The 21,696-nt window shown below is 71.4% G+C and carries 20 protein-coding genes, 1 tRNA gene and 1 pseudogene; 15 read left to right on the top strand and 7 right to left on the bottom strand.

What is annotated here, in order from left to right:
• Nucleotides 1-63 precede the first annotated feature (63 nt).
• The 4 genes from ABIA38_RS42590 to ABIA38_RS42575 all read right to left on the bottom strand — a co-directional run bounded on the left by ABIA38_RS42590 (nucleotide 64) and on the right by ABIA38_RS42575 (nucleotide 5,382).
• On the bottom strand, nucleotides 64-1,062 hold the full coding sequence (locus tag ABIA38_RS42590) for a 2-oxoacid:ferredoxin oxidoreductase subunit beta (protein ID WP_424644431.1): 999 nt from the start codon (nucleotides 1,060-1,062) through the stop codon (nucleotides 64-66).
• A gap of 67 nt (nucleotides 1,063-1,129) precedes the next feature.
• A complete protein-coding gene (locus ABIA38_RS42585) occupies nucleotides 1,130-2,992 on the bottom strand; it encodes a 2-oxoacid:acceptor oxidoreductase subunit alpha (RefSeq protein WP_424644394.1) in 1,863 nt (620 codons plus the stop codon).
• Between the two features lie 278 nt (nucleotides 2,993-3,270).
• The gene (locus ABIA38_RS42580) at nucleotides 3,271-3,915 is read right to left on the bottom strand and encodes a response regulator (RefSeq protein WP_424644393.1); all 645 of its coding nucleotides are present in this window, start codon (nucleotides 3,913-3,915) and stop codon (nucleotides 3,271-3,273) included.
• A 129-nt stretch (nucleotides 3,916-4,044) separates the two neighbouring features.
• The gene (locus ABIA38_RS42575) at nucleotides 4,045-5,382 is read right to left on the bottom strand and encodes a sensor histidine kinase (protein WP_424644430.1); all 1,338 of its coding nucleotides are present in this window, start codon (nucleotides 5,380-5,382) and stop codon (nucleotides 4,045-4,047) included.
• 269 nt (nucleotides 5,383-5,651) lie between these two features.
• On the opposite strand from ABIA38_RS42575, the gene ABIA38_RS42570 reads away from it, so the two are divergent.
• From ABIA38_RS42570 to ABIA38_RS42510, 13 genes are all read left to right on the top strand, one after another.
• Nucleotides 5,652-6,023, top strand: a complete 372-nt coding sequence (locus ABIA38_RS42570) for an NADH-quinone oxidoreductase subunit A (RefSeq protein ID WP_424644392.1) — start codon at nucleotides 5,652-5,654, stop codon at nucleotides 6,021-6,023.
• Nucleotides 6,014-6,601: an NADH-quinone oxidoreductase subunit B gene (locus tag ABIA38_RS42565; protein WP_424644391.1), complete on the top strand. Its 588-nt coding sequence runs from the start codon at nucleotides 6,014-6,016 to the stop codon at nucleotides 6,599-6,601. Before ABIA38_RS42570 ends, ABIA38_RS42565 begins: the two co-directional genes overlap by 10 nt.
• The gene (locus ABIA38_RS42560; RefSeq protein WP_424644390.1) at nucleotides 6,598-8,103 is read left to right on the top strand and encodes an NADH-quinone oxidoreductase subunit C; all 1,506 of its coding nucleotides are present in this window, start codon (nucleotides 6,598-6,600) and stop codon (nucleotides 8,101-8,103) included. Before ABIA38_RS42565 ends, ABIA38_RS42560 begins: the two co-directional genes overlap by 4 nt.
• Nucleotides 8,100-9,056: a complex I subunit 1/NuoH family protein gene (locus ABIA38_RS42555; protein ID WP_424644389.1), complete on the top strand. Its 957-nt coding sequence runs from the start codon at nucleotides 8,100-8,102 to the stop codon at nucleotides 9,054-9,056. Before ABIA38_RS42560 ends, ABIA38_RS42555 begins: the two co-directional genes overlap by 4 nt.
• Nucleotides 9,056-9,631 carry a NuoI/complex I 23 kDa subunit family protein gene (locus ABIA38_RS42550; RefSeq protein ID WP_424644388.1) on the top strand — a complete coding sequence of 192 codons (576 nt, stop codon included), beginning with the start codon at nucleotides 9,056-9,058 and terminating at the stop codon, nucleotides 9,629-9,631. Before ABIA38_RS42555 ends, ABIA38_RS42550 begins: the two co-directional genes overlap by 1 nt.
• Nucleotides 9,628-10,230, top strand: coding sequence for an NADH-quinone oxidoreductase subunit J (locus ABIA38_RS42545; protein ID WP_424644387.1), 603 nt, complete (start codon nucleotides 9,628-9,630; stop codon nucleotides 10,228-10,230). The genes ABIA38_RS42550 and ABIA38_RS42545 overlap by 4 nt, the downstream gene beginning before the upstream one ends.
• A gap of 7 nt (nucleotides 10,231-10,237) precedes the next feature.
• The gene (nuoK, locus tag ABIA38_RS42540) at nucleotides 10,238-10,561 is read left to right on the top strand and encodes an NADH-quinone oxidoreductase subunit NuoK (protein WP_424644386.1); all 324 of its coding nucleotides are present in this window, start codon (nucleotides 10,238-10,240) and stop codon (nucleotides 10,559-10,561) included.
• Nucleotides 10,558-12,447, top strand: a complete 1,890-nt coding sequence (locus ABIA38_RS42535; RefSeq protein ID WP_424644385.1) for an NADH-quinone oxidoreductase subunit L — start codon at nucleotides 10,558-10,560, stop codon at nucleotides 12,445-12,447. Before nuoK ends, ABIA38_RS42535 begins: the two co-directional genes overlap by 4 nt.
• A gap of 55 nt (nucleotides 12,448-12,502) precedes the next feature.
• The gene (locus tag ABIA38_RS42530; RefSeq protein WP_424644384.1) at nucleotides 12,503-14,002 is read left to right on the top strand and encodes a complex I subunit 4 family protein; all 1,500 of its coding nucleotides are present in this window, start codon (nucleotides 12,503-12,505) and stop codon (nucleotides 14,000-14,002) included.
• 1 nt (nucleotide 14,003) lies between these two features.
• Nucleotides 14,004-15,524, top strand: a complete 1,521-nt coding sequence (locus ABIA38_RS42525) for an NADH-quinone oxidoreductase subunit N (protein WP_424644383.1) — start codon at nucleotides 14,004-14,006, stop codon at nucleotides 15,522-15,524.
• 181 nt (nucleotides 15,525-15,705) lie between these two features.
• Nucleotides 15,706-16,566 carry a zinc metalloprotease HtpX gene (gene htpX / locus ABIA38_RS42520; protein WP_424644382.1) on the top strand — a complete coding sequence of 287 codons (861 nt, stop codon included), beginning with the start codon at nucleotides 15,706-15,708 and terminating at the stop codon, nucleotides 16,564-16,566.
• Between the two features lie 562 nt (nucleotides 16,567-17,128).
• Nucleotides 17,129-17,533: a YccF domain-containing protein gene (locus ABIA38_RS42515; RefSeq protein WP_424644381.1), complete on the top strand. Its 405-nt coding sequence runs from the start codon at nucleotides 17,129-17,131 to the stop codon at nucleotides 17,531-17,533.
• Nucleotides 17,534-17,684: 151 nt separating this feature from the next.
• A complete protein-coding gene (locus ABIA38_RS42510) occupies nucleotides 17,685-18,683 on the top strand; it encodes a glycosyltransferase family 2 protein (RefSeq protein WP_424644380.1) in 999 nt (332 codons plus the stop codon).
• 299 nt (nucleotides 18,684-18,982) lie between these two features.
• On the opposite strand, the gene ABIA38_RS42505 is transcribed toward ABIA38_RS42510, so the two are convergent.
• Nucleotides 18,983-19,471 carry a YajQ family cyclic di-GMP-binding protein gene (locus ABIA38_RS42505; protein WP_424644379.1) on the bottom strand — a complete coding sequence of 163 codons (489 nt, stop codon included), beginning with the start codon at nucleotides 19,469-19,471 and terminating at the stop codon, nucleotides 18,983-18,985.
• Between the two features lie 175 nt (nucleotides 19,472-19,646).
• Between ABIA38_RS42505 and ABIA38_RS42500 the strand changes: the two genes are divergently transcribed.
• A tRNA-Tyr gene (locus ABIA38_RS42500) sits at nucleotides 19,647-19,729 on the top strand.
• A gap of 146 nt (nucleotides 19,730-19,875) precedes the next feature.
• Here ABIA38_RS42500 and ABIA38_RS42495 read toward each other — a convergent pair.
• Nucleotides 19,876-20,274: a hypothetical protein gene (locus tag ABIA38_RS42495; RefSeq protein WP_424644378.1), complete on the bottom strand. Its 399-nt coding sequence runs from the start codon at nucleotides 20,272-20,274 to the stop codon at nucleotides 19,876-19,878.
• 168 nt (nucleotides 20,275-20,442) lie between these two features.
• Between ABIA38_RS42495 and ABIA38_RS42490 the strand changes: the two genes are divergently transcribed.
• On the top strand, nucleotides 20,443-21,471 hold the full coding sequence (locus tag ABIA38_RS42490) for an NUDIX domain-containing protein (RefSeq protein ID WP_424644377.1): 1,029 nt from the start codon (nucleotides 20,443-20,445) through the stop codon (nucleotides 21,469-21,471).
• A gap of 87 nt (nucleotides 21,472-21,558) precedes the next feature.
• Here the strand turns inward: ABIA38_RS42490 and ABIA38_RS42485 are convergent.
• Nucleotides 21,559-21,696: pseudogene (locus tag ABIA38_RS42485) on the bottom strand (carbohydrate ABC transporter permease); the annotation flags it as partial.

Below are 21,696 nucleotides of genomic sequence, written 5' to 3'. Positions count from 1 at the left end.
GCACGCGCGAGCGGGCCCGGCGGCGAAAGCCACCGGGCCCGCTCGGCGGTGGGAACAGCGGTATTACTGGTTGATCGTCCAGGTGTCGTTGCCCCGGATCAGCGAGGTCAGGTCGCCCGGACCCTGCTTGGTCGCCGCCTCGGCCATCTGCGCCGACATCAACCGGTCGTAGACCGGCCGCTCGATGTCCCGGAAGACGCCGATCGGGGTGTGCGTGTTGCTGGTCAGATCGCCCAGCCGGGTCAGCGCGAAGGCCAGCTCCGGGTTTTCCGCGTGCGCGTCGTGCACGAGCAACGCGTCCTCGCCGACCTCGGCCACCTCGGCCACGTCCAGCGACCCGCGCGCGCCGCGGATGACGCCGAACTGGCCCTCCGCGCCGAACCGGATCGGCTGCCCGTGCTCCAGGCGGATGGTCACGTCGTCGCGCCGCGCCGGGTCCTTGAGCTGCTCGAACGCGCCGTCGTTGAAGATGTTGCAGTTCTGGTAGATCTCCACCAGGGCGGTACCCTCGTGCGCCGCCGCCGCGCGCAGCACCGAGGTCAGGTGCTTACGATCCGAGTCGATCGACCGGGCCACGAACGACGCCTCGGCGCCGATCGCCACGGACAGCGGGTTGAACGGGTGGTCGAGCGAGCCCATCGGGGTGGACTTGGTGATCTTGCCGGTCTCGGAGGTCGGCGAGTACTGACCCTTGGTCAGCCCGTAGATCCGGTTGTTGAACAGCAGGATCTTCAGGTTGACGTTCCGGCGCAGCGCGTGGATCAGGTGGTTTCCGCCGATGGACAGCGCGTCGCCGTCACCGGTGACCACCCACACCGACAGGTCCTCGCGCGAGGTGGCCAGGCCGGTCGCGATGGCCGGCGCGCGGCCGTGGATCGAGTGCATGCCGTAGGTGTTCAGGTAGTACGGGAATCGGCTGGAGCAGCCGATGCCCGAGATCCACACCACGTTCTCCTTGGCCAGGCCCAGCTCCGGCAGGAAGCCCTGCACCGCGGCCAGGATCGCGTAGTCCCCGCAGCCCGGGCACCAGCGCACCTCCTGGTCCGACTTGAAGTCCTTCATGGACTGCTTGCCGTCGGCCTTCGGGATCAGCGACAGCGAGGGGAAGCCGCCGGCGCCGTTCGCAGACTCAGACACTTTCGATCACTTCCTGGATCACGTGCGCCAGTTCCTCGGACTTGAACGGCAGACCGCGCACCTGGTTGTACGACATGGCGTCGACGAGGAACCGGCCGCGCAGGAGCAGGGCGAGCTGACCCAGGTTCATCTCCGGGACGATCACCTTGTCGTACGACCTCAGCACCTCGGCCGTGTTGGCCGGGAACGGGTTGAGGTGGCGCAGGTGGGCCTGCGCGACCTTGCCGCCCGCCGCCCGCACCCGGCGCACCGCCGCGGCGATCGGGCCGTAGGTGGACCCCCACCCGATCACGAGCACCTTCGCGTCGCCGGTCGCGTCGTCCACCCACAGCGGGTCGATGTCCTTCGCGATGCCGTCGATCTTGGCCTGCCGGGTGCGCACCATCAGGTCGTGGTTGGCCGGGTCGTAGGAGATCGACCCGATCCCGTCGGCCTTCTCGATGCCGCCGATCCGGTGTTCGAGACCCGGCGTGCCGGGCACCGCCCACGGGCGGGCCAGCGTCTCGGGGTCGCGCTTGTACGGCCAGAACTCCTTGGTCCCGTCCGTCTTCTCGTGGTTCGGCTCGGTGGCGAACTCGACCCGCAGGTCCGGCAGCTCGGCAGTCTCCGGGAGGCGCCACGGCTCCGAGCCGTTGGCCAGGTAGCCGTCCGAGAGCAGGAAGACCGGGGTGCGGTACTTCAGCGCGATCCGGGCCGCCTCGATCGCGGCGGCGAAGCAGTCGGACGGGGTCTGCGGGGCCACGATCGGCACCGGGGCCTCGCCGTTGCGCCCGAACATCGCCTGGAGCAGGTCGGACTGCTCGGTCTTGGTGGGCAGTCCGGTCGAGGGGCCGCCGCGCTGCACGTCGACGATCAGCAGCGGCAGCTCCAGGGAGACCGCGAGGCCGATCGTCTCGGACTTGAGCGCGACCCCGGGGCCGGACGTGGTGGTCACCCCGAGCGCGCCGCCGAACGCCGCGCCGAGCGCCGCGCCGATGCCCGCGATCTCGTCCTCGGCCTGGAAGGTGCGCACGCCGAAGTTCTTGTGCTTGGCCAGCTCGTGCAGGATGTCCGAGGCCGGCGTGATCGGGTACGAACCCAGGTAGACCGGCAGTTCGGCGAGTTGCCCGGCGGCCACCAGGCCGTAGGACAGCGCGAGGTTGCCGGTGATGTTGCGGTAGGTCCCGCTCGGCAGCTTCGCCGGTGCCACCTCGTAGGAGACCGCGAAGTCGTCCGTGGTCTCGCCGAAGTTCCAACCCGCCTTGAACGCCGCCACGTTGGCCTCGGCGATCACCGGCAGCTTGGCGAACTTCTTGCGCAGGAAGCCGATCGTCGCCTCGGTCGGGCGGTGGTAGAGCCAGGACAGCAGCCCGAGCGCGAACATGTTCTTCGCCCGCTCGGCGTCCTTCTTGGAGATCTCGAACTCGGCCAGCGAGCCGACGGTCAGCGTGGTCAGCGGGATCGCGTGCACGTTGTACGCGTCCAGCGAGCCGTCCTCCAGCGGATTGTTCGCGTAGCCGACCTTGGCCATCGCGCGCTTGGAGAACTCGTCGGTGTTGACGATGATCTCGGCCCCGCGCGGCAGGTCGCGCAGGTTGGCCTTGAGCGCGGCCGGGTTCATCGCGACCAGCACGGTCGGCGCGTCGCCCGGGGTCAGGATGTCGTGGTCGGCGAAGTGGAGCTGGAAGCTCGACACACCCGGCAGGGTGCCTGCGGGTGCCCGGATCTCGGCGGGGAAGTTGGGAAGGGTCGACAGATCGTTTCCGAACGTCGCCGTCTCGGACGTGAAACGGTCGCCCGTCAGCTGCATTCCGTCACCGGAATCGCCGGCGAACCGGATCACTACCCGGTCGAGCTGCTTGACCTGCTTGGTCACGGGGAAGGACCTCCTCGGCGCTGCGGCGGTTGGTCCGCGCACCGCGCGGATGTCGCAGTTTTCATCGTACGGCGGCACAGCCGGGGGCCGTGGCACCCCCCGGAACGGGCGAGGATTCGCCCTGGTGCGTGACGTGAGCGGCGTCACGCTTCGGACATGGCCCGCAGGGCGGACATATCCGGCGGTATCCGAGCAAACCGATAGACCGCCCCGATACGGGACGGCGGTTCCGATCGACCGGATGATTGCATGGGTCCAGTAATTCGATCCCTACGATGTCAGGATCCGAGATACGCGAGTACTGCGAGCACTCGTCTGTGATCGGTGTCACTGGGTGCGAGGCCGAGCTTGCCGAAGATGTTGCTGACGTGCTTCTCCACCGCTCCGTCGGACACCACCAGGGCCTGCGCCACCGCCGCGTTGGTGCGCCCCTCGGCCATCAGCCCGAGTACCTCGCGCTCGCGCGGGGTGAGCTTTTCCACCACGTCGCGCCTGCGCGAGCGGCCGAGCAGCTGGGAGACCACCTCGGGGTCGAGCGCGGTGCCGCCGGCCGCGACCCGCTCGACCGCGGCGACGAACTCGCCGACGTCGGCGACCCGGTCCTTGAGCAGGTAGCCGACCCCGCTGGTGTTGCCCGCGAGCAACTCCGTCGCGTACTGCTCCTCGACGTACTGTGACAGGACAAGTACGCCGACCTTGGGCAGACTTGCCCGCATTTGCACTGCCGCCCGGATGCCCTCATCCGTATGCGTGGGCGGCATCCGGACGTCCACGACACACACGTCCGGGAGCAGCTCGGCCGCGACGGCGACCAACTGCTCGGCGTCGCCGACCTCGCCCACGACCTGATGGCCGCGAGCGGTCAGCAAGCGTGACAAACCGTCTCTCAGTAGTACGGAATCCTCAGCGATGACGACGCGCACAGCGTTCACATCCCCCAAATCCGGGTAGCCGCACCCGGGAACCGGGCGCGGCTACAGTCTTCCGGATTCGGGCGGATGCGGCGTACCTCGGGCGGCCCGGCAGTCGGACGCCGGCTCGGCCGCGGCGGATCAGCCCAGCGGCAACCACACGGTGATCCGGGTCGGACCACCCTCGGGGCTGTCCACGTGCAGCGTGCCGGCCACGCCGCGCACCCGTTCGGTCAGGCCGGCAAGGCCCGAGCCCTTGCCGGTGGCCGCGCCGCCCGCGCCGTCGTCGGCGACGATCAGGAACATCCGGTCGTGCTCGTGCCCGACGGTCACCCACGCGTGGGTGGCGCGCGCGTGCTTGGAGACGTTGGTCAGCAGTTCCGACGCGCAGAAGTAGGCGACCGACTCGATCGGGGCGGGCGGGCGGTCCGGCAGATCCACCTCCACCCGAACCGGCACCGTGCAGCGGGCCGCGATCGAGGACAGCGCCGCGTCCAGGCCGCGGTCGGTGAGCACCGCGGGGTGGATGCCCCGGGCCAGGTCGCGCAACTCCTGCAGGGCGAGCTTGACCTCGTCGTGCGCCGAGGAGACCATCCGCGCGGTCTCGGTGTCCTGACCCGCGTTCAGGTTCTCCTTCGCCATGCCCAGGTCCATCGCGAGCGCGACCAACCGGGCTTGCGCGCCGTCGTGCAGATCACGCTCGATTCGGCGCAGATCGGAGGCGGCGGTGTCGACCGCGGCCCCCCGGGACACGGTCAGGTCGCGCACCTGCTCGGACAGGAACGCCGGGCCGAGCAGCCCGCGCACCATCACCCGGTCCACATTGGCCATCCCGCGGATCAGCCACGGCGTGGCGAAGAACAGCAGCACACCGAGCACCACGGTCAACGTCACCGGACCCGGACCGGCCACGTAGTAGTCCTTGCCGGGCATGTTCGGCCCGTCGCCCCAAAGCATCGCGCCCGGCATGTCGGCCCGACGGTAGAGCGGCTGGGTGAGCGGATAGGTCAGCATGCCCAGCGAGGCCGCCCACAGCGCGGTGCCGACCACGAAGGTGAAGGCCCCCCAGGGCAGTTGCAGGAACAGATAGAGGGTGGCCCGCCACCCCGTGGTGTCGGTCAGCCCGGACTTGACCCACCCGGTGAACCCCGGCTGCCGAACGCGCGGCGCGGGCGCGCGCACATGTTCGTCGAGCAGCGCGCTCGCTCGGGCCCGCTCCATGCGCCCGAGCCCCCGACTGCCGAGCAGCGTCACCGCGAGCATCGGCAACCCGAGCAGGAACAGCGGAGCCAGACCGATACCGAGCGCGACGAACGTCACGGCATAGGTGAATCCGATGATGCCGACGGGCAGGTTCAGCACCAGATGGATCGTGTCGGTCCACGTGCGCACCGTGAACGGCGCGCGCAGGATGCCCGGCCGTGCGCGCGCCGGGGCATCACCTGTGGACCCGTCGTAGGCGGTCGCGGGTGAGGGCATGGACATGGAGGTGCCTCGCTGGGAGAGAAGCCGATCCGTTGGGTCAACTCTGCCGGGTGACCCGGGCGGGTCCCATGGCGCGGGTCGGTGTCTTGGGGGTGGGGTTGTCCCTACCACCTTCGCGGTCCGATCGGTATCGCCGATCCGGCGGGTCGCCCGGACTGGACACCGGGGACAGGTCCGGCGCAACCCCCCTAGACTCCCGTGCCACAAAGATACGCAACGACCACGCAACGTTCGGGCAATGTCGATCGGGAGGCGAACGCCGGGTGGAGGGCTACTACGGAACGTACGCGCTCGTGGGTCTGGTGCTGCTCGTCGCGTCCGCCTTCGTTGCCGCGGCGTTCGCCGGCGGCCGACTGTTGCGACCGAGCGTACCCACGTACGAGAAACTCACCACGTACGAGTGCGGCGTCGACCCGGTGGGCGCGGGGTGGGCACAGGTGCACATCCGCTACTACCTCTACGCCTATCTCTACGTGATCTTCGCGGTCGACGTGATCTACCTGTTCCCCTGGGCGACGGTGTTCGACGCGCCCGGTTTCGGTGCCACCACCCTGGTGGAGATGTTCGTGTTCGTCGGCTTCCTGGCCACCGGACTGTTGTACGCGTGGCGGAAGGGCGTCCTCGCATGGACCTGACACCTGCACCGGTGGACCTGCCGCAGCCGCGGCTCGGGATCCTCTCCCGGCTCGCGCCGGATCCGGTCCGGCTGGTGCTCAACTGGGGGCGGCGCTACTCCCTCTGGGTATTCAACTTCGGGCTCGCGTGTTGCGCGATCGAGTTCATCGCGTCCTCGATGGCCCGCCACGACTTCATCCGGCTGGGCGTGATCCCGTTTGCGCCGGGCCCGCGGCAGGCCGATCTGATGGTCGTGTCGGGCACGGTCAGCGACAAGATGGCACCGGCGATCAAGCGGCTCTACGAGCAGATGCCGGAGCCGAAGTACGTCATCTCGTTCGGGTCCTGCGCCAACTGCGGCGGGCCGTACTGGGATTCGTACTGCGTCACCAAGGGCGTGGACCAGCTCGTCCCGGTCGACGTCTACGTCCCCGGCTGCCCGCCGCGCCCCGAGGCGCTGCTCCAGGGCATCCTCAAGCTCCAGGAGCGGATCGCGGTGGAGCACCCGGCGACGCGCTACGGCCGCAAGCTGCCGGCCGCGGCACTGAGCCGCCCGCTGGTCGCACCGCCCACCGCCGCGCCCGGGGGCACCGAATGACTCCGGACGAAATCCGCGCCGGCCTGGGTGAAGACCTGATCCTCGCGGTGTCGGACGCGTACGGGCTGGTCACCGTCGATGTCGCGGCCGAGAACTGGGTGCCGGCGCTGACCGCCGCGCGCGACGGTCTGGGCTGCGCGTTCTTCGACTGGCTCACCGGTGTGGACGAACTCGCCGACGGATTCGGCGTGGTCGCGCACGTGGCGGCGATCCCGACCGGCCCTCGGCTGCTGCTGCGCACCCGCGTCCCGCGCGCGGCCCCGGTACTCGGAACCGCGACGGGGGTGTACGCCGGCGCCCGCTGGCACGAACGCGAAACCCACGAAATGTTCGGCATCGACTTCACCGACCACCCCGGCCTGGACCCGCTGCTCCTCCCCGACGGCTTCGAGGGCCACCCGTTGCGCAAGGAGTTCATCCTGGCCTCGCGGGTCGCCAAGGCCTGGCCGGGCGCCAAGGAACCGGGCGAATCCGACCACGCCGCCGCCCCCGGCCGCGCCCCGGGCCGCCGCCGCACCCTGCCGCCGGGCGTCCCCGACCCGGCCACGTGGGGCCCCCACAAGGAGGAGACACCGGCCGAGCCCACCCCCGAGGACCGCCCCCGCCGCACCCGCAGCGCTGCCGCCGGCTCGGCAAGCCAATCGGGCGAGGCCACCTCACCGCCCCGCCGCACCCGCAGCACATCCGAGGGCTCGGCCGGCCAGTCCGGCGAGGCACCGCCTCCCGCCCGGCGTACCCGCAGCGCATCCGAGGGCTCCGCGAGTCAGTCCGCCGAGGGGCCGCCTCCGGCCCGGCGTACCCGCAGCGCATCCGAGGGTTCCGCGAGCCAGTCCACCGGGGGCGCCCCGCCCGCGCGCCGTTCGCGCAGCGCGTCAGAGGGATCCACCGGTCGGACCGGCGGGCCGGGATCCCCCGCGACAGCTTCGGCGTCGCCGATCGAGCCGGCAACGCCGACGCCTCCGGCCGATCCCGGGCCGCCCGCGCCCGCGCCTGCGGCGAAGCCCGAGCCGGGCAACTCGCCTGTCGCACCCCCGCCGGCCGCCGCACCACCCGAGCCCGCAACGCGGCCCGAAGCGCCCGCGCCCACGCGCGACTCGGCTCCGGCACCCGAGCCCGTCACCCCACTCGAGCCCACCTCCTCGCCCGAGCCCGTCACCCCGCCGGAGGCGCCCGCGCCCGCTGCGTCGCCCGAGTCGGCCACCCGGGCCGAGCCCGTCACCTCGCCGGAGGCGCCCGCGCCCAGGCCCGCGCGCGACTCGGCTCCGGCACCCGAGCCCGTCACCCCACTCGAGCCCACCTCCTCGCCCGAGCCCGTCACCCCGCCGGAGCCCGTCACCTCGCCGGAGGCGCCCGCGCCCGCTGCGTCGCCCGAGTCGGCCACCCCGCCCGAGCCCGTCACCCCACCCGAGCCCGCCTCCTCGCCGGAGGCGCCCGCGCCCACGTCGCGCAAGAACGATCCGTCGGCTCCATCCGGTTCACCCAGTGAAGGGGACGCCCCGTGAGTGTCCTCGATGTGTGTCTCCGGCTCGCGCTCGTGCTGGGGGCGTTTTTGCTGCTGCCGCTGCTGATCGGGCAGACCGAGCACAAGGTGATGGCGCACATGCAGGCCCGGGTCGGGCCGATCTATGCCGGGGCGTTCCACGGGTGGGCGCAACTCGTGGCCGACGGCGTCAAGTTCGCGCAGAAGGAGGACATCGTCCCGGCCGGCGCCGATCGGCGGGTGTTCAAGCTCGCGCCGGCCGTCGCGCTGATCCCCTACTTCGTGGTGCTGATCGCCATCCCGATCGGGCCGCACGGCCTGGTCGGGCGGACCGTCGACGCCGGCATCGTGTTCGTCCTCGCGGTGATGGGCGTCGGCGTGCTCGGCTCGCTGATGGGCGGCTGGGCCTCGGCCAACAAGTACTCCCTCCTCGGCGGCATTCGCTCCGCCGCCCAGCTGATGGCGTACGAACTGCCGATGTTGCTCGCCGCGGCCTCCGTCGCGATGGCCGCCGGCACCGTGTCGCTGCCCGGGATCGTCGAGGGCTTCCACTGGTGGTGGTTGCCCTGGCAGGCGATCGGTGGCGTGGTGTTCTTCACCGCCGGCCTGGCCGAGATCCAGCGCCCGCCGTTCGACATGCCGGTCGCCGACTCGGAGATCATCTTCGGCGCCTACACCGAATACTCCGGCCTGCGCTTCGCCTTCTTCCTGCTGTCCGAATACGCCGGGATCCTGATCGTCTGCGCGCTGACCACGGTGCTCTTCCTGGGTGGTTGGCACGGGCCGTGGTCGGACTCGGTCGGCTGGTTGTGGACCCTGCTCAAGACCGGCGCGCTCGCGTTCGTGGTGATCTGGCTGCGGGTCAGCTTTCCGCGACTGCGCGAGGACCAGCTGCAAAAGCTCGCGTGGACGGTGCTCGTCCCGCTGGCGCTCGGCCAACTCGTCCTGACCGGCGTGGTAAAGGTGGCGACCTGATGAAGGGCCTGGCCAAGGGCCTCGCGGTGACCCTCAAGACGCTCACCAAGAGGTCCGTCACACAGTCCTACCCGGAGGTCCTCCCCGAACTGCCGCCCCGCTCGCGCGGGGTGATCGCGCTGTTCGAGGAGAACTGCACGGTCTGCATGTTGTGCGCGCGCGAATGCCCCGACTGGTGCATCTACATCGACTCGCACAAGGAGGTCGTGCCCGCCCGCGAACCCGGCGCGCGCGACCGCACCCGCAATGTGCTCGACCGCTTCGCGATCGACTTCGCGCTGTGCATGTACTGCGGGATCTGCGTCGAGGTATGCCCGTTCGACGCGCTGTTCTGGTCGCCCGAGTTCGAGTACGCGACCGACGACATCCACGAACTCACGCACGAGAAGGACAAGCTGCGCGAGTGGATGTGGACGGTCCCACCACCGCCCGCACTCGACCCGCACGCCGAGGACCCCAAGGAACTGCTCCAGGCCCGCAAGGCGGTCGAGAAGGCGGAGAAGGCCGCGCAGGCCGCGCAGGCCGCGCAGGCCGCCCGGGACGCCCAGGCCGGACCGGGGGAGGGGACTCCATGAACCTCGCCGTGCACCCCGCCACGAACCTCGCCGCCACCGAATCCGGCTTCCTGTCGCCCACCGGCGCCGAACTCGCCTTCGTCCTGGTCGGCCTGGTCGTGCTCGGCTCCGCGCTGCTCGTGGTGACCACCCGTCAGGTCGTCCACGCCGCGCTGTGGCTGGTGGTCACGCTCGGCGGCCTGGCCGCGGAGTACCTGCTGCTCACCGCCGAGTTCATCGCCTGGGTCCAGGTACTGATCTACGTCGGCGCGGTGGTGGTCCTGCTGCTTTTCGGCCTGATGTTGACCAAGGCGCCGATCGGCTACTCCGAACCCGCCGACCGGGCCGCCCGGATCCCGGCCGCGGTGGTCGCCCTCGGCGCCACCGCGACCCTGCTCACCGTGATCGTGGACGCGTTCCGGACCGCCTACCTGCATCTGGGCGAGGACACCGTGGGCAGCACCCGGGTCACCGGGGAGAGCCTGTTCAAGGTGTGGGTGTTGCCCTTCGAGGTGTTGTCGGTGCTGCTCCTGGCCGCGTTGATCGGCGCCATCGTGCTCTCCCGATCCCGATCCGGCGCCCGTTCCGGGTCGGACGTACGCCCGGGCCGGAAGGACTGACCCCGCGATGCATCTGGTGTATCCGCTCGTCCTCGCCGTACTGCTGTTCGGCATCGGCCTCTACGGGGTGCTGGCCCGGCGCAACGCGATCCTCGTGCTGATGTCGGTCGAACTGATGCTCAACGCGGTCAACATCAACCTGATCGCGTTCGACATGTACCTGCGCGACACGCTGCACGCCGGCCAGGCGCTGACCCTGTTCGTGATCACCATCGCCGCCGCCGAGATCGGCCTGGGCCTGGCGATCGTGCTGCTCGTCTTCCGCAACCGGGCCACCACCGACATCCCCGAACTGCGCGAGCTCGCCGAGCACAAGGAGGGATCGGTATGACGGTCGCCGCCGCGACGGCCACCGGACTGCCCGCGCTCGCCGCGCTGCTCGGGCTGCTGTTCGGCCGCCGGGTACGCCCGGCGCTGATCGCCGTACCCGCCGCCCTGGTCGCCACGGCGCTCGCGATCGCCGTGGCCGCCGGGATCGGGGACGACGTACGCGAGTCGGCGGTGCGGCTGACCCCCACCGGCGCGCTCGACATCACCCTCGGGCTGCGCGTGGACGGCCTGGCCGCGCTGACCGCCGTGCTGGTCACGGTGGTCGCGCTGCTCGTGCAGGTCTACTCCGCCGGCTACCTGCGCGAGGACCCGCGCTACTCGTCCTACGCCGCGCTGGTGTCGCTGTTCACCGCCGCGATGTTGCTCGTCGTCTACACCGGCGATCTGATCGTGTTGCTGGTCGGCTGGGAGGTGATGGGCATCTGCTCGTACTTCCTGATCGGCCACCACTGGGAACGGGAGGACGCCCACGCCGCGTCGATCAAGGCGTTCGTGGTCACCAAGCTCGGCGATGTGCCGTTCCTGATCGGGATCCTGGTACTGGCCGCCGGCGCCGACTCGTTCCGGATCCGGGACGTGCTCGCAGCGGTGCCCGAGGGCGGCGCCGGCTGGGTCACCGCCGGCACCCTGCTGCTGCTCGGCGGCGTCGCGGGCAAGTCCGCGCAGGTGCCGCTGCAGACCTGGTTGCCGGACGCGATGGCCGGCCCCACGCCGGTGTCCGCGCTGATCCACGCGGCCACGATGGTGGCCGCGGGCGCCTACCTGGTGGCCCGGCTCTACCCGGCCTTCCTGGCCGCGCACCCGACGCTGATCGTGCTCGCGGTGATGGCCGCCGTGACGATGCTCGGCTCGGCGCTGGCCGCGCTCGCCCAGGACGATCTGAAACGGGTGCTCGCGTGGTCCACGGTCGGGCAACTCGCCTATATGACCGGCGGCCTCGCGGTCGGCGGACGCGACGCCGCGGTGTTCCACCTGCTCGCGCACGGCGCGTTCAAGGCGCTGCTCTTCCTCGGCGCGGGGGTGGCCATCCACGTCGCCGGGACGGGCGCGTTGGCCGGGATGGGCGGGTTGCGCCGGCGGGCGCCGATCGTGTTCTGGACCATGACGGCCGGCCTGGCCGCACTCGCCGGGGTCCCGCCGTTCGCGGGCTTCTTCAGCAAGGAGGCGGTGCTCGGCGCGGCCGAGCACACCGCGAACGGACACGGGTCGGTACCGGCGGTGGCGGGCTGGTTGGTGCTGGTGGCGGGGCTGCTGACGGCCGTACTGACCGCGGCCTACGCGACCCGGGTGTGGCTGCGGGTGTTCTTCGGACCGGCGCGCGGGGTGGGGGCGGGGGAGCCGGTGTCCGGCGACGTGGCTGCGGAGGCCGAGGGGGTCACTCACGTGGGTGAGGTCCCCGCCGTGATGACCTGGCCCCTGATCGTGCTCGCCGTCCCCACCACCCTGTTCGGCCTCCTCGCCTTCCCCGGCCTGCCGTCCCTCGGCAGCGATCTCGGCTACGCCGAACTGACCCCACACCCCCTGACCACCACCCTCGCCCTGGTCGCCCTCGTCCTCGGCGCCGGCGCGGTGGCCGTGTTGTGGCGGCGCGATCCGGCCGCCGACCCGGCCCGGTTGCTCGGCCCGCTGCGCGGCCCGGCGCTGCGCGGCTTCGACGTCGACGGGCTGTACGCGGTGCTCGTGCTCACCCCCGTCCGCCTCGCCGCCAAGGCCGCCCGGTTCGCCGACGGCGCCGTGATCGACACCTACGTCAAGGGCGCGGCGCAGAGCGCGTGGCTGCTCGGCGGCGGGGTCCGGCGCGGCCAGAACGGCAACACCCGGCTCTACCTGACCGGCCTGTTCGCCGGCGTCGTGGTGCTCGCCGTCGCGGTGGCGGTGGGCTCGTGACCCGCCCTCGCCGAGCGCATCCCCCGACGACCCCTCACGCCCAGGAGACCTCGCGGTGAGCGTCGTACTGATCCTCGTCGTGCTCGCGCCACTCCTCGGCGCCGCCACCCTCCTGCTCCCCGGCGTCGGTGATCGCGGCGCCCGACTGATCGGCGTCGGCGCCACCGCCGCCGTCCTGCTCGGCGCCGTCGTCCTCGCGTGCGGCTTCGAGCGCGGCCGCGGCATGCAATTCGAGACCGACGTGTCCTGGGCGCCCTCCCTCGGCCTGCGCTTCCACCTGGGCATCGACGGCATCTCACTGCCCCTGCTCGGGCTCACCGCGCTGCTCACCCTCCTGGTCGCCGTCCACAGCCTGTGGAACATCCCGCCCGGCGGCGACTCGCGCGCGTTCGTCGCGCTCATCCTGCTCCTGGAGACCGGCACGCTCGGCACCTTCGCCGCGCTCGACCTGATCCTGTTCTTCCTGGCCTTCGAGGTCGTGCTGGTCCCGATGTACTTCCTGATCAACCGTTGGGGAAGTCCGGGCGACCGCGGCCCGGCGTCCTACAAGTTCATCCTCTACACGCTGCTCGGCTCGGCGGTGATGTTGCTCGGCTTCCTGCTGATCCAGGCCGAGACCGGCACCTTCGACATGGTCGAACTCGCCGACCGCCACGGCGCGGGCATGTCGCACGGCGTCCAGGTGCTCGCCTTCCTGGCGATCGGCCTGGGCCTGGCGGTCAAGGTGCCGATGTGGCCGCTGCACACCTGGCTGCCCGACGCGCACACCGCGGCGCCGACGGCCGGTTCGGTGTTGTTGGCCGGTGTACTGCTCAAGATGGGTACGTACGGCCTGATCCGGATCGCGGTGCCGATGTTGCCGGAGGGCGCCGAGACGTTCGCGCCGTATCTGGCCGCGTTCGGCGTGGTCGGCATCGTGTACGGCTCGCTGGTCTGCCTGGCCCTGCTGCGCGACCCGGACGGCGACCTCAAGCGCATCATCGCCTACTCGTCGGTGGGCCACATGGGCTTCGCGCTGCTCGGCATCGCCACGCTCACCCCGCAGGGGATCAACGGCGCGCTGTTCGTCAACATCGGCCACGGCCTGGTCACCGGCCTGCTGTTCTTCCTGGCCGGCGCGGTCAAGGACCGGCACGGCACCGCGCTGCTCGGCCGACTCGGCGGCGGGATGTACGGACGCACCCCCCGGCTCGGCGCGCTGGTCGCGTTCGGCGCGGTGGCCGGCCTCGGACTGCCCGGTCTGGCCGGCTTCTGGGGCGAACTGCTCGCGATGTACGGCGCGTACGAACCGGCCGCCGGGTTGTCCACCGGCGGCTACCGGACCTTCCTGGCCCTGGCGGGCCTGGGCACGGTGCTGACCGCCGCGTACATGCTGGGCCTGGTCCGCCGGCTGTGCATGGGCCCGGCGCACGGGCCGCGCGGCGTGGACGTCACCGGCCCGGAACTCGTGGTGTGGACCCCGCTGGTCGCGCTGACCCTGCTCGCCGGGTTGTGGCCGGCCACGCTGCTTGCGATCACCGACCCGGCCGTGCGGGCCCTCATGGGAGGCAGCTGAGATGCCGTTCGACGTCCAGTCGATCGACTGGCTCGCGATCGGGCCGGTCGTCGCGGTCGCGGTCGCCGCACTCGTGGTACTGCTCGCCGACCTGTTCCTGACCGGCGCGCGCAAGGCCGCGCTGCCCTGGCTCACGCTGGCCGGACTCGGCGCGGCGCTGCTGCTCCTGCTGCCGCTGCGCACGGACGGGGGCGGCGGGCGTGGCACCTTCTGCTCGCCGTCGGGCTGCTCGTATGTGGTCACCGACCTGACCCTGGTGCTCCAGCTGGTGCTGCTCGGCTCGGCGTTCGTGGTCGTGCTGATGTCGATGCCGCTGACCCGCGCCCTTGCCGGCGGCGACGAGGGGGAAGTGCCGGGCGGGGAGTACCACTTCCTGCTGCTGTCCTCGGTGGCCGGCGCGGTCGCCCTGGCCGGCGCGCGCGACCTGCTCACCCTGGTGGTCGCCCTGGAGACGCTCTCGCTGCCCGCGTTCGCGCTGGTCGGGCTGCGCCGGGACGGGCCGGGCGGGGAGGCCGCGCTGAAGTTCTTCCTGATGTCGGTGGCCGCCACCGCGGTGCTGCTGTTCGGGGTGAGCCTGGTCTACGGGACCACGGGCAGTGTGCATCTGGCCCGGATCGCGGGCGACTTGGACCGGCTCGACCCGAAATTGACCACGGTGGCCGCGACCGGCGCGGTGCTGACCATGGTCGGCTTCGCGTTCAAGGTGGCGGCGGTGCCGTTCCACTTCTGGGTGCCGGACACCTATCGCGGTGCGCCGATCCCGGTCGCCGCGTACCTGTCGGTGGTGTCCAAGACGGCGGGCTTCGCCGGGCTGCTCCTGGTCGCGGGCATCGCGTTTCGCCCCTACGCGCACCTGTGGGGCCCGGCCCTCGCGGTACTGGCCGCCCTGACGATGACCGCGGGCAACGTGGCCGCGCTGCGCCAGACCGACGCGGTGCGGCTGCTCGCGTGGTCCTCGATCGCCCAGTCGGGCTACGTGCTGGTCCCGTTCGGCACCGCCGCCGGGCACGGCGAGGACCTCGCCGACACGCTGCCCGCGGCGGTCGCCTATCTCGCGGTCTACGCGGTGATGAACCTGGGCGCGTTCGCCGTCGTGACGCTGGTCGCCCGGGAGCGCGGCGGCCTGGTCGCCGACCACCGGGGACTGTTCCGGGCGCATCCGATTGCGGCGGCGGGGCTGGCCTTCTTCCTGCTGTGCCTGGCGGGCATCCCGCCCGGGCTGGCCGGGCTGTTCGCCAAGGTGACGGTGTTTCAGGCGGTGATCGGGTCCGGCACCGGGTGGCTCGCGGTGGTGATGGCGGTCAACGTGGTGATCGGCCTGTACTACTACCTGGTCTGGACCGCGCAGCTGTTCGCTCCCGAGGCCCCGGGGCTGCCCACGCTCGGCGGCGGGACCGGTACCGCCCGGATGCCCGCCGCGCTGGTCGCCGCGCTGGCCGTCACGGGCGCGCTCGGGGTGCTGCTCTCGGTCGCGCCGCAACTGGTGCTGCACGTCCTCACCGTGCCGGGCCTGCTCGGCTGACCTGCGGTTCCGGTTCCCGGGCGGGGGGTTACCCCGGCGCGGGGAGGGAACTCTGCGTGCCGTTGTTCCGTTGCGAAAGAAGAGACAACGGGCAGAGGGCGACAAGCCGGCGGAAAGACCCGCATGTCATCCCTGTGCCATCCCTGTGCCACCCCTGGGACGCTTGCGAGAGGACCCTGCCGTGCATGGCCAGCACAACGGACTGAAGACCGCCGTCCTGCTCGGCGGAATGTCGGCGCTGATCCTCGTCATCGGCAGCTTCTTCGGCCGGACCGGGTTGATCATTGCCCTGATCGTGGCGCTCGCCACGAACGGCTACGCATACTTCAACAGCGACAAGATCGCGCTGCGCTCGATGCGCGCGCGGCCGGTCAGCGAGGCGGAGAACCCCGAGCTGTACCGGATCGTCCGCGAGCTCTCCAACGACGCCCGGCAGCCGATGCCGCGGCTGTACATCTCGCCGACCGAGGCGCCCAACGCGTTCGCCACCGGCCGCAACCCGCGCAACGCGGCGGTGTGTTGTACGACCGGCATCCTGCGCATCCTGGACGCGCGCGAGCTGCGCGGGGTGCTCGGGCACGAGCTGTCGCACGTGTACAACCGGGACATCCTGATCTCGTCCGTGGCCGGCGCGCTGGCCAGCGTGATCATGTTCCTGGTCAACTTCGCGTGGCTGATCCCGTTCGGGCGCAGCGACGACGACGAAGGTCCGGGCCTGTTCGGCATGTTGGCGATCATGATCCTGGGCCCGCTCGCGGCCGGCGTCATCCAGTTGGCGGTCAGTCGTTCGCGTGAATATCAGGCGGACGCCTCCGGAGCCCGACTCACCGGCGACCCCTTGGCACTGGCCAACGCCCTGCGCAAACTGGATGCCGGCACGCAGGCGCTCCCGCTGCCCCCCGAGCCGAAGCTCCAGACCACCAGCTCCCTGATGATCGCCAACCCCTTCCGCCGAGGCGCAGGCGGCATGAGCAAACTCTTCTCCACCCACCCCCCGATGGCCGACCGAATCGCGCGGCTGGAGGCGATGGCGGGGCGCTGACGGCACGGGGGTGGTGAGGCGCGCCGCAGCGCCTCGCGCCTTGGACTGTGCCGCCTTGGGCTGTGCCGCCTTGGACTGTGCCGCCTCGTGTCGTGCGCTGTGCCTCCCCGCGCCGTGCCATGCCGTGCCGCTCCGCACCGTCCCGCTCCGCGCCGTGCCGTGCCGCGTCCTGCCTCGCCTCGCGTCCTGTGCCACCCCGTGTCGCTCCGCCGCGTCTCGCGCTACCCGCGACCATGCCGCGCCCTGCCCTGCGTCCCGCGCTTCGCGCTGCGCGCTGCCCCGCGCGTTGCGTCGTCTCGCGTCCTGCTTGGCCTCGCCCCGCCTCGCTGCGCCCCTCGCACCGCGCTGCTTCGCCCGCGCTTCACCCCACGTCCCGCGCTGCGTCCCGCCTTGCGTTCTCCCGCGCCTGCCCCCGGCGCGCCTGCCCCGCGCCCGCGCCGCCCCGCGCCCGCGCCCCGCGCCGCCTCCCGCCGCCCCGTGCGGGTGAATCATCCCTGCGATCAGCTTTCGATCAGTCCTGTGGGGGACGTCGGTCGGTGCCGCGCGAGGGTAGAACAGGTCCGTGAAAACTGTCCTGAACCTCATTTGGCTCGTGTTTTCCGGTCTTTGGTTGGCCATCGGCTACGCGATCGCCGGCCTCGTCTGCTTCCTCCTCTTCTTCCTGGTGGTGACCATCCCGCTCGGCATCGCCGCGTGGCGGATCGCGGCCTACGCGCTGTGGCCGTTCGGTCGGCGCGTGGAGTGGCGGCGCGACGCCGGCGCCGGGTCGATGCTCGGCAACATCCTGTGGATCGTGCTGTTCGGCTGGTGGCTGGCGCTCGCGCACCTGTTCACCGGCCTCCTCCTGTGCATCACCGTGATCGGCATCCCGCTGGGCCTGGCCAACTTCAAGATGATCCCGGTCTCGCTCACCCCGCTGGGCCGCGAGATCGTCTCGACCGACGATTCGAGGTACGTCGGCGTCTGAGCCCGGACAGGCCAATCGCGAGATCTCGTACGAGGGAGACTCGCGCCGATCGCTGTAGCCGCGCCCCCGGTGTGTCGATATCCGTCGAACAACCCGAACCACAACCCGAATCACGTTGTGGGACCCCACACCGGGAAGCGCGGAGGTTGCCGTGGCGGCGACGGTCAGTGTCATCGTTCCGACCCGCGACCGTACGGCCCTGCTGGCCGAGGCGCTGCGCAGCGTGGCGCTCCAGGGCCTGCGGGGCATCGAGGTGGTCGTGGTCAACGACGGCGGGGCGGACGTCGCGGGCGTACTGCCTCTCGGCGTCCGGGGCATGACGGTAAGGCTCCTGTCCTTCCCGCGCTCCCGCGGCCCCGCGGCGGCGCGCAACGCCGGCCTGGAGATCGCCACGGGCCGCTTCGTCGCCTTCCTCGACGACGACGACCTGTACCTGCCCGGCCATCTCGACCGGGCCCTGACCGCGCTGGAGCGCACCGGGGCGGACGCGGTCTACGCGGACGGCGTGCTCACCGGTGTGCGCGCGAAGCCGGGCGAGATCCCCGTGGCCGGCCCGGACCGCTACGACTTCCCCTACGACCCGGACATGTTGTCCGTGGCCAATTTCGTGCCGACCACGGCGGTGGTCGCGCGCAACCCCGCGCACACCGCGCCCGCGTCCTGGTTCCGCTTCGACCCCGAACTGCCGCTGCTGGTCGAGTGGTCGTTGTGGCTGCGCCTCGTGCACGACCGGGGCTGGTCCTTCGCCCGACTGGCCGGGCCCGGCGTGGTCTGCCACCGGACGCCGGCCGACGCGGGTCCGGCGGGTGGCGGCACCGCGGGTGGCGTGGCGGCGCGGCTGGACTGGCTGGACCGGTACGAGGACGCCTACCGCACGATCGTGGCCCGCTGGCCGGTCCCGCCCACCGGCCGGGTGGCCCGCTTCCGCCGACACGCGCTGACCATGTTCGCGATCGCCCGGGAGCAGTTGGCCACGGGCGCGCCGTTGGCCCCCTTCGCCTACGAGGACGCGCTGCGAGTGCTGCACGCGGGCTTCACGGGGCGCTTGGAGGAGGACACGGTGGCGGCCCACCTGTCCGCCGTACTGACCGGCGCGGGGACGCCGGCCATCGACGCGTGCGGGCCGCTGGTGGAGCGGGTCCAGCAGTAGGTCGACCCGCGTCGTACCAGACGAGCAACAAGGCCGGGACGGCGTGCAGCGTCCCGTCCCGGACCGCCACGGAGACCAACCCGTCGCCGAACCGTTCCCCCCGCGCCCAGCGCCGTCGCAGCCCGCACGTCCCCCGACCCGACCGACTCCCGCACCCGGGCCCGGTCCGCCACCCGCCCGCGCCGCAACCCCGCCACCAACCGCGCATCGTCCACATCCGCGTCCACCCGGCCGGCGTGCAGCAGCGAGGGCACGACGAGAACCCTCGTCGTGCCCTCGACCCCGCAGACCGACCGTGGCTAGCGGTAGTTCACGAACTGCAGCGCGAACTCCAGGTCCTTGCCCTTGAGCAGCGCGATGACCTCCTGGAGGTCATCCCGGTTCTTGGACGAGACCCGCAGCTCCTCGCCCTGGATCTGCGCCTTGACACCCTTGGGGCCCTCGTCGCGGATGATCTTGGAGACCTTCTTCGCGTTGTCCTGGGAGATGCCCTCCTGGATCGTCGCGAAGATCTTGTACTCCTTGCCGGACGCCTTCGGCTCACCGGCGTCGAGCGACTTGAGCGAGATGCTGCGCTTGATCAGCTTGCCCTGGAACACGTCGAGGATCGCATTCACACGCTCCTCGGAGTTGGCGCGCATCTCGATCTGCTCGCCGGTCCAGCCGATGTGCGCGCCGACGTTCTTGAAGTCGAACCGCTGCGCGATCTCCTTCGAGGTCTGGTTCAGCGCGTTGTCGACCTCCTGACGGTCGACCTTGGACACGATGTCGAAAGAGGAGTCAGCCAAGGCTCGGTATCGCTTTCTGTGGGATCTGAGTGGGAGAAAAGGCAACCCCTCCAGCCTAGAGCGTCCCCCGCCACCGAGCCCCCGACCGCGCCCCGCCCCACCACTCCCGATACCGAGTGGCGAAGCACCCGGGGTGGTCCGCTATTGTTGTCCCGTCGCGCCGCAAGGCGCACAAGGCGGGTTGCCCGAGCGGCCAAAGGGAGCAGACTGTAAATCTGCCGGTGTATGCCTACGTTGGTTCGAACCCAACACCCGCCACACCATGAAGGACAGCCCCTGACCAGGGAATTTGGTCAGGGGCTGTTTTTTGTTGCCCTAGTGGGGCCGCAGGGGTGAACAGCCCCCGGGTGGGGGCCTGGCTCGAGGGCTGTTCGGGGTTGGGTCCGTGGGTCGGTGTCGGTGGGTCAGAACTGGGCCGGGAGTTCGCGTAGTGGGGTGGTGGCGCCCTGGATCGCGTCGGCGGCGTTGGTGGCCATGTGGTGGTGGGTGCCCTGGCCGATGGAGGTGTCCGCGGCGGCCATCGGGGCGTTGAGGCCTTGGTCCGCGGCGGGGGCCGCGCCGAGCACGCCGGGTGCCAGGCTCTGCTTGAGCGGGGCCACGATCGTGTCGGTGGCGGGTTCCTCCAGGACGTTGGGGACGGTCGGGAGGCCGTAGTGCTCCGTGTCCGGCTGGGTGATGCCGGCCAGGCCGGGCGGGGTGGGCGGGCCGGCGGCCACGGCGGAGCCGGCGGAGAACAGCGGGATGACGCCGACGGCGGTGAGCAGGGCCGCCTGGGCGAGCCGACGCGGATGGATGTGCGACATCGTGCTTCCTCGGGTTGCGTGGGTGGGGCCTGACACTCCCTATATCTGTCGCAGAGCCCGAAAGGTTGCGATTTCGGGTGGCGATTCCGCTGCCCCCGTGTGTTCGGGGCGGTCGAGTGGTCGGCCACTATGGGGCCGGGACGACGGCGCACGTGGACGGGGGAGCGGATGAGCGCGGATGGTATCGACGAGCCGGCCTCGCGGGAGCTGATCGACTACTGCGCGGGCCTGCCGGGCGTGGTCGTGGGTACCTCGGTGTTGCTCCGGGACCGGCACGGCGGGCTGGTCGTGGTGGAGCCGAACTACAAGCCCGGCCTGGATCTGCCCGGTGGGATGGCCGAGCCGGGGGAGGCCCCGCACCAGGCCGCCGGGCGCGAGGTGCGGGAGGAACTCGGGCTCGACGTCCCCGTCGGCCGGTTGCTCGCGGTGTGTACCACCTCGGCCGAGGTGTACGGGCGGGTCATCCTGGACTTCCTCTTCGACGGGCCGACCCTCACCGACGAGCAGGTCACCGAACTCGCGCCGGCCGATGCCGAGTTGACCGCGGTGTACGTGCTCACCCCCGACGAGGCGCTGCCGCGGATCCCGCCGCGCACCCGGCGGCGGGTCTCGGTCGCACTGGAGGCGCACGCGTCGGGCGCCTGTCTGTACGTGGTCGACGGGCGCGAGTATCGGCCGCCGAAGCAGCGGGTGTGGCACGAGGACCAGGCCGTCCCGGACGGGGTGCCGGTGCTCCGCGCGGCGGGCTGGCTGTTCGATCCCGACGGCCGGGTGCTCCTGGTGGGTGACCCGGACGGCGGGTACGCGCTGCCCGGCGGCGGCGCCGAGCCGCAGGACGTGGACGCGCTCGCGACGCTGGCCCGCGAAGTGGCCGAGGAGGCCAACGCGGTGCTCGGCCGGGTCACCCACGTGGGTTACCTGGCCGACCCCGACGGCGGCAACGTCCGCTCCCGCAGCGCCGCCCGAATAGCCGCACTCGGCCCACTCGCTCCCGACCCGGCCACCGGCTGGTCCTGGAGCCGAGTCCTGGTCCCGCCCCGCCGCGCCGTCGAACTGCTCGGCGGCGGCTACGACACGAAACTGCCCCAGGCCCTCGCCGCCCAACGCATCGCCCACGAACGCCTCGGCATCCCGATCCTCGACGACGACAGCCGAGTCGACATCCCCGCGGAAGGCGTCGTCTACGACCCCGAATGACCCCCGACGCGGGCCCCGGCCCACCGGCCCGCATCCGCCCGGGCCGGAACGCCTCCGCCGGCAACAGCAGAGGTAACCACAGTCGATTCAGTCCTTTACCGCTCCGCCGAGCCCCGATACCAGGTGCCGTTGAACGAACACGAAGAAGATCAGGACCGGGATGGTCATCAGGGTGGAGGCGGCCATGATGCCGCCCCAGTCGTTCTGGTCCGGTTTGAAGAACAC

This window comes from Embleya sp. AB8 (assembly GCF_049739465.1).
Classification (GTDB): domain Bacteria; phylum Actinomycetota; class Actinomycetes; order Streptomycetales; family Streptomycetaceae; genus Embleya.
The sequence above is the reverse complement of the archived record's forward strand: the minus strand, read 5'-3'. Positions and strand labels throughout refer to the sequence as shown.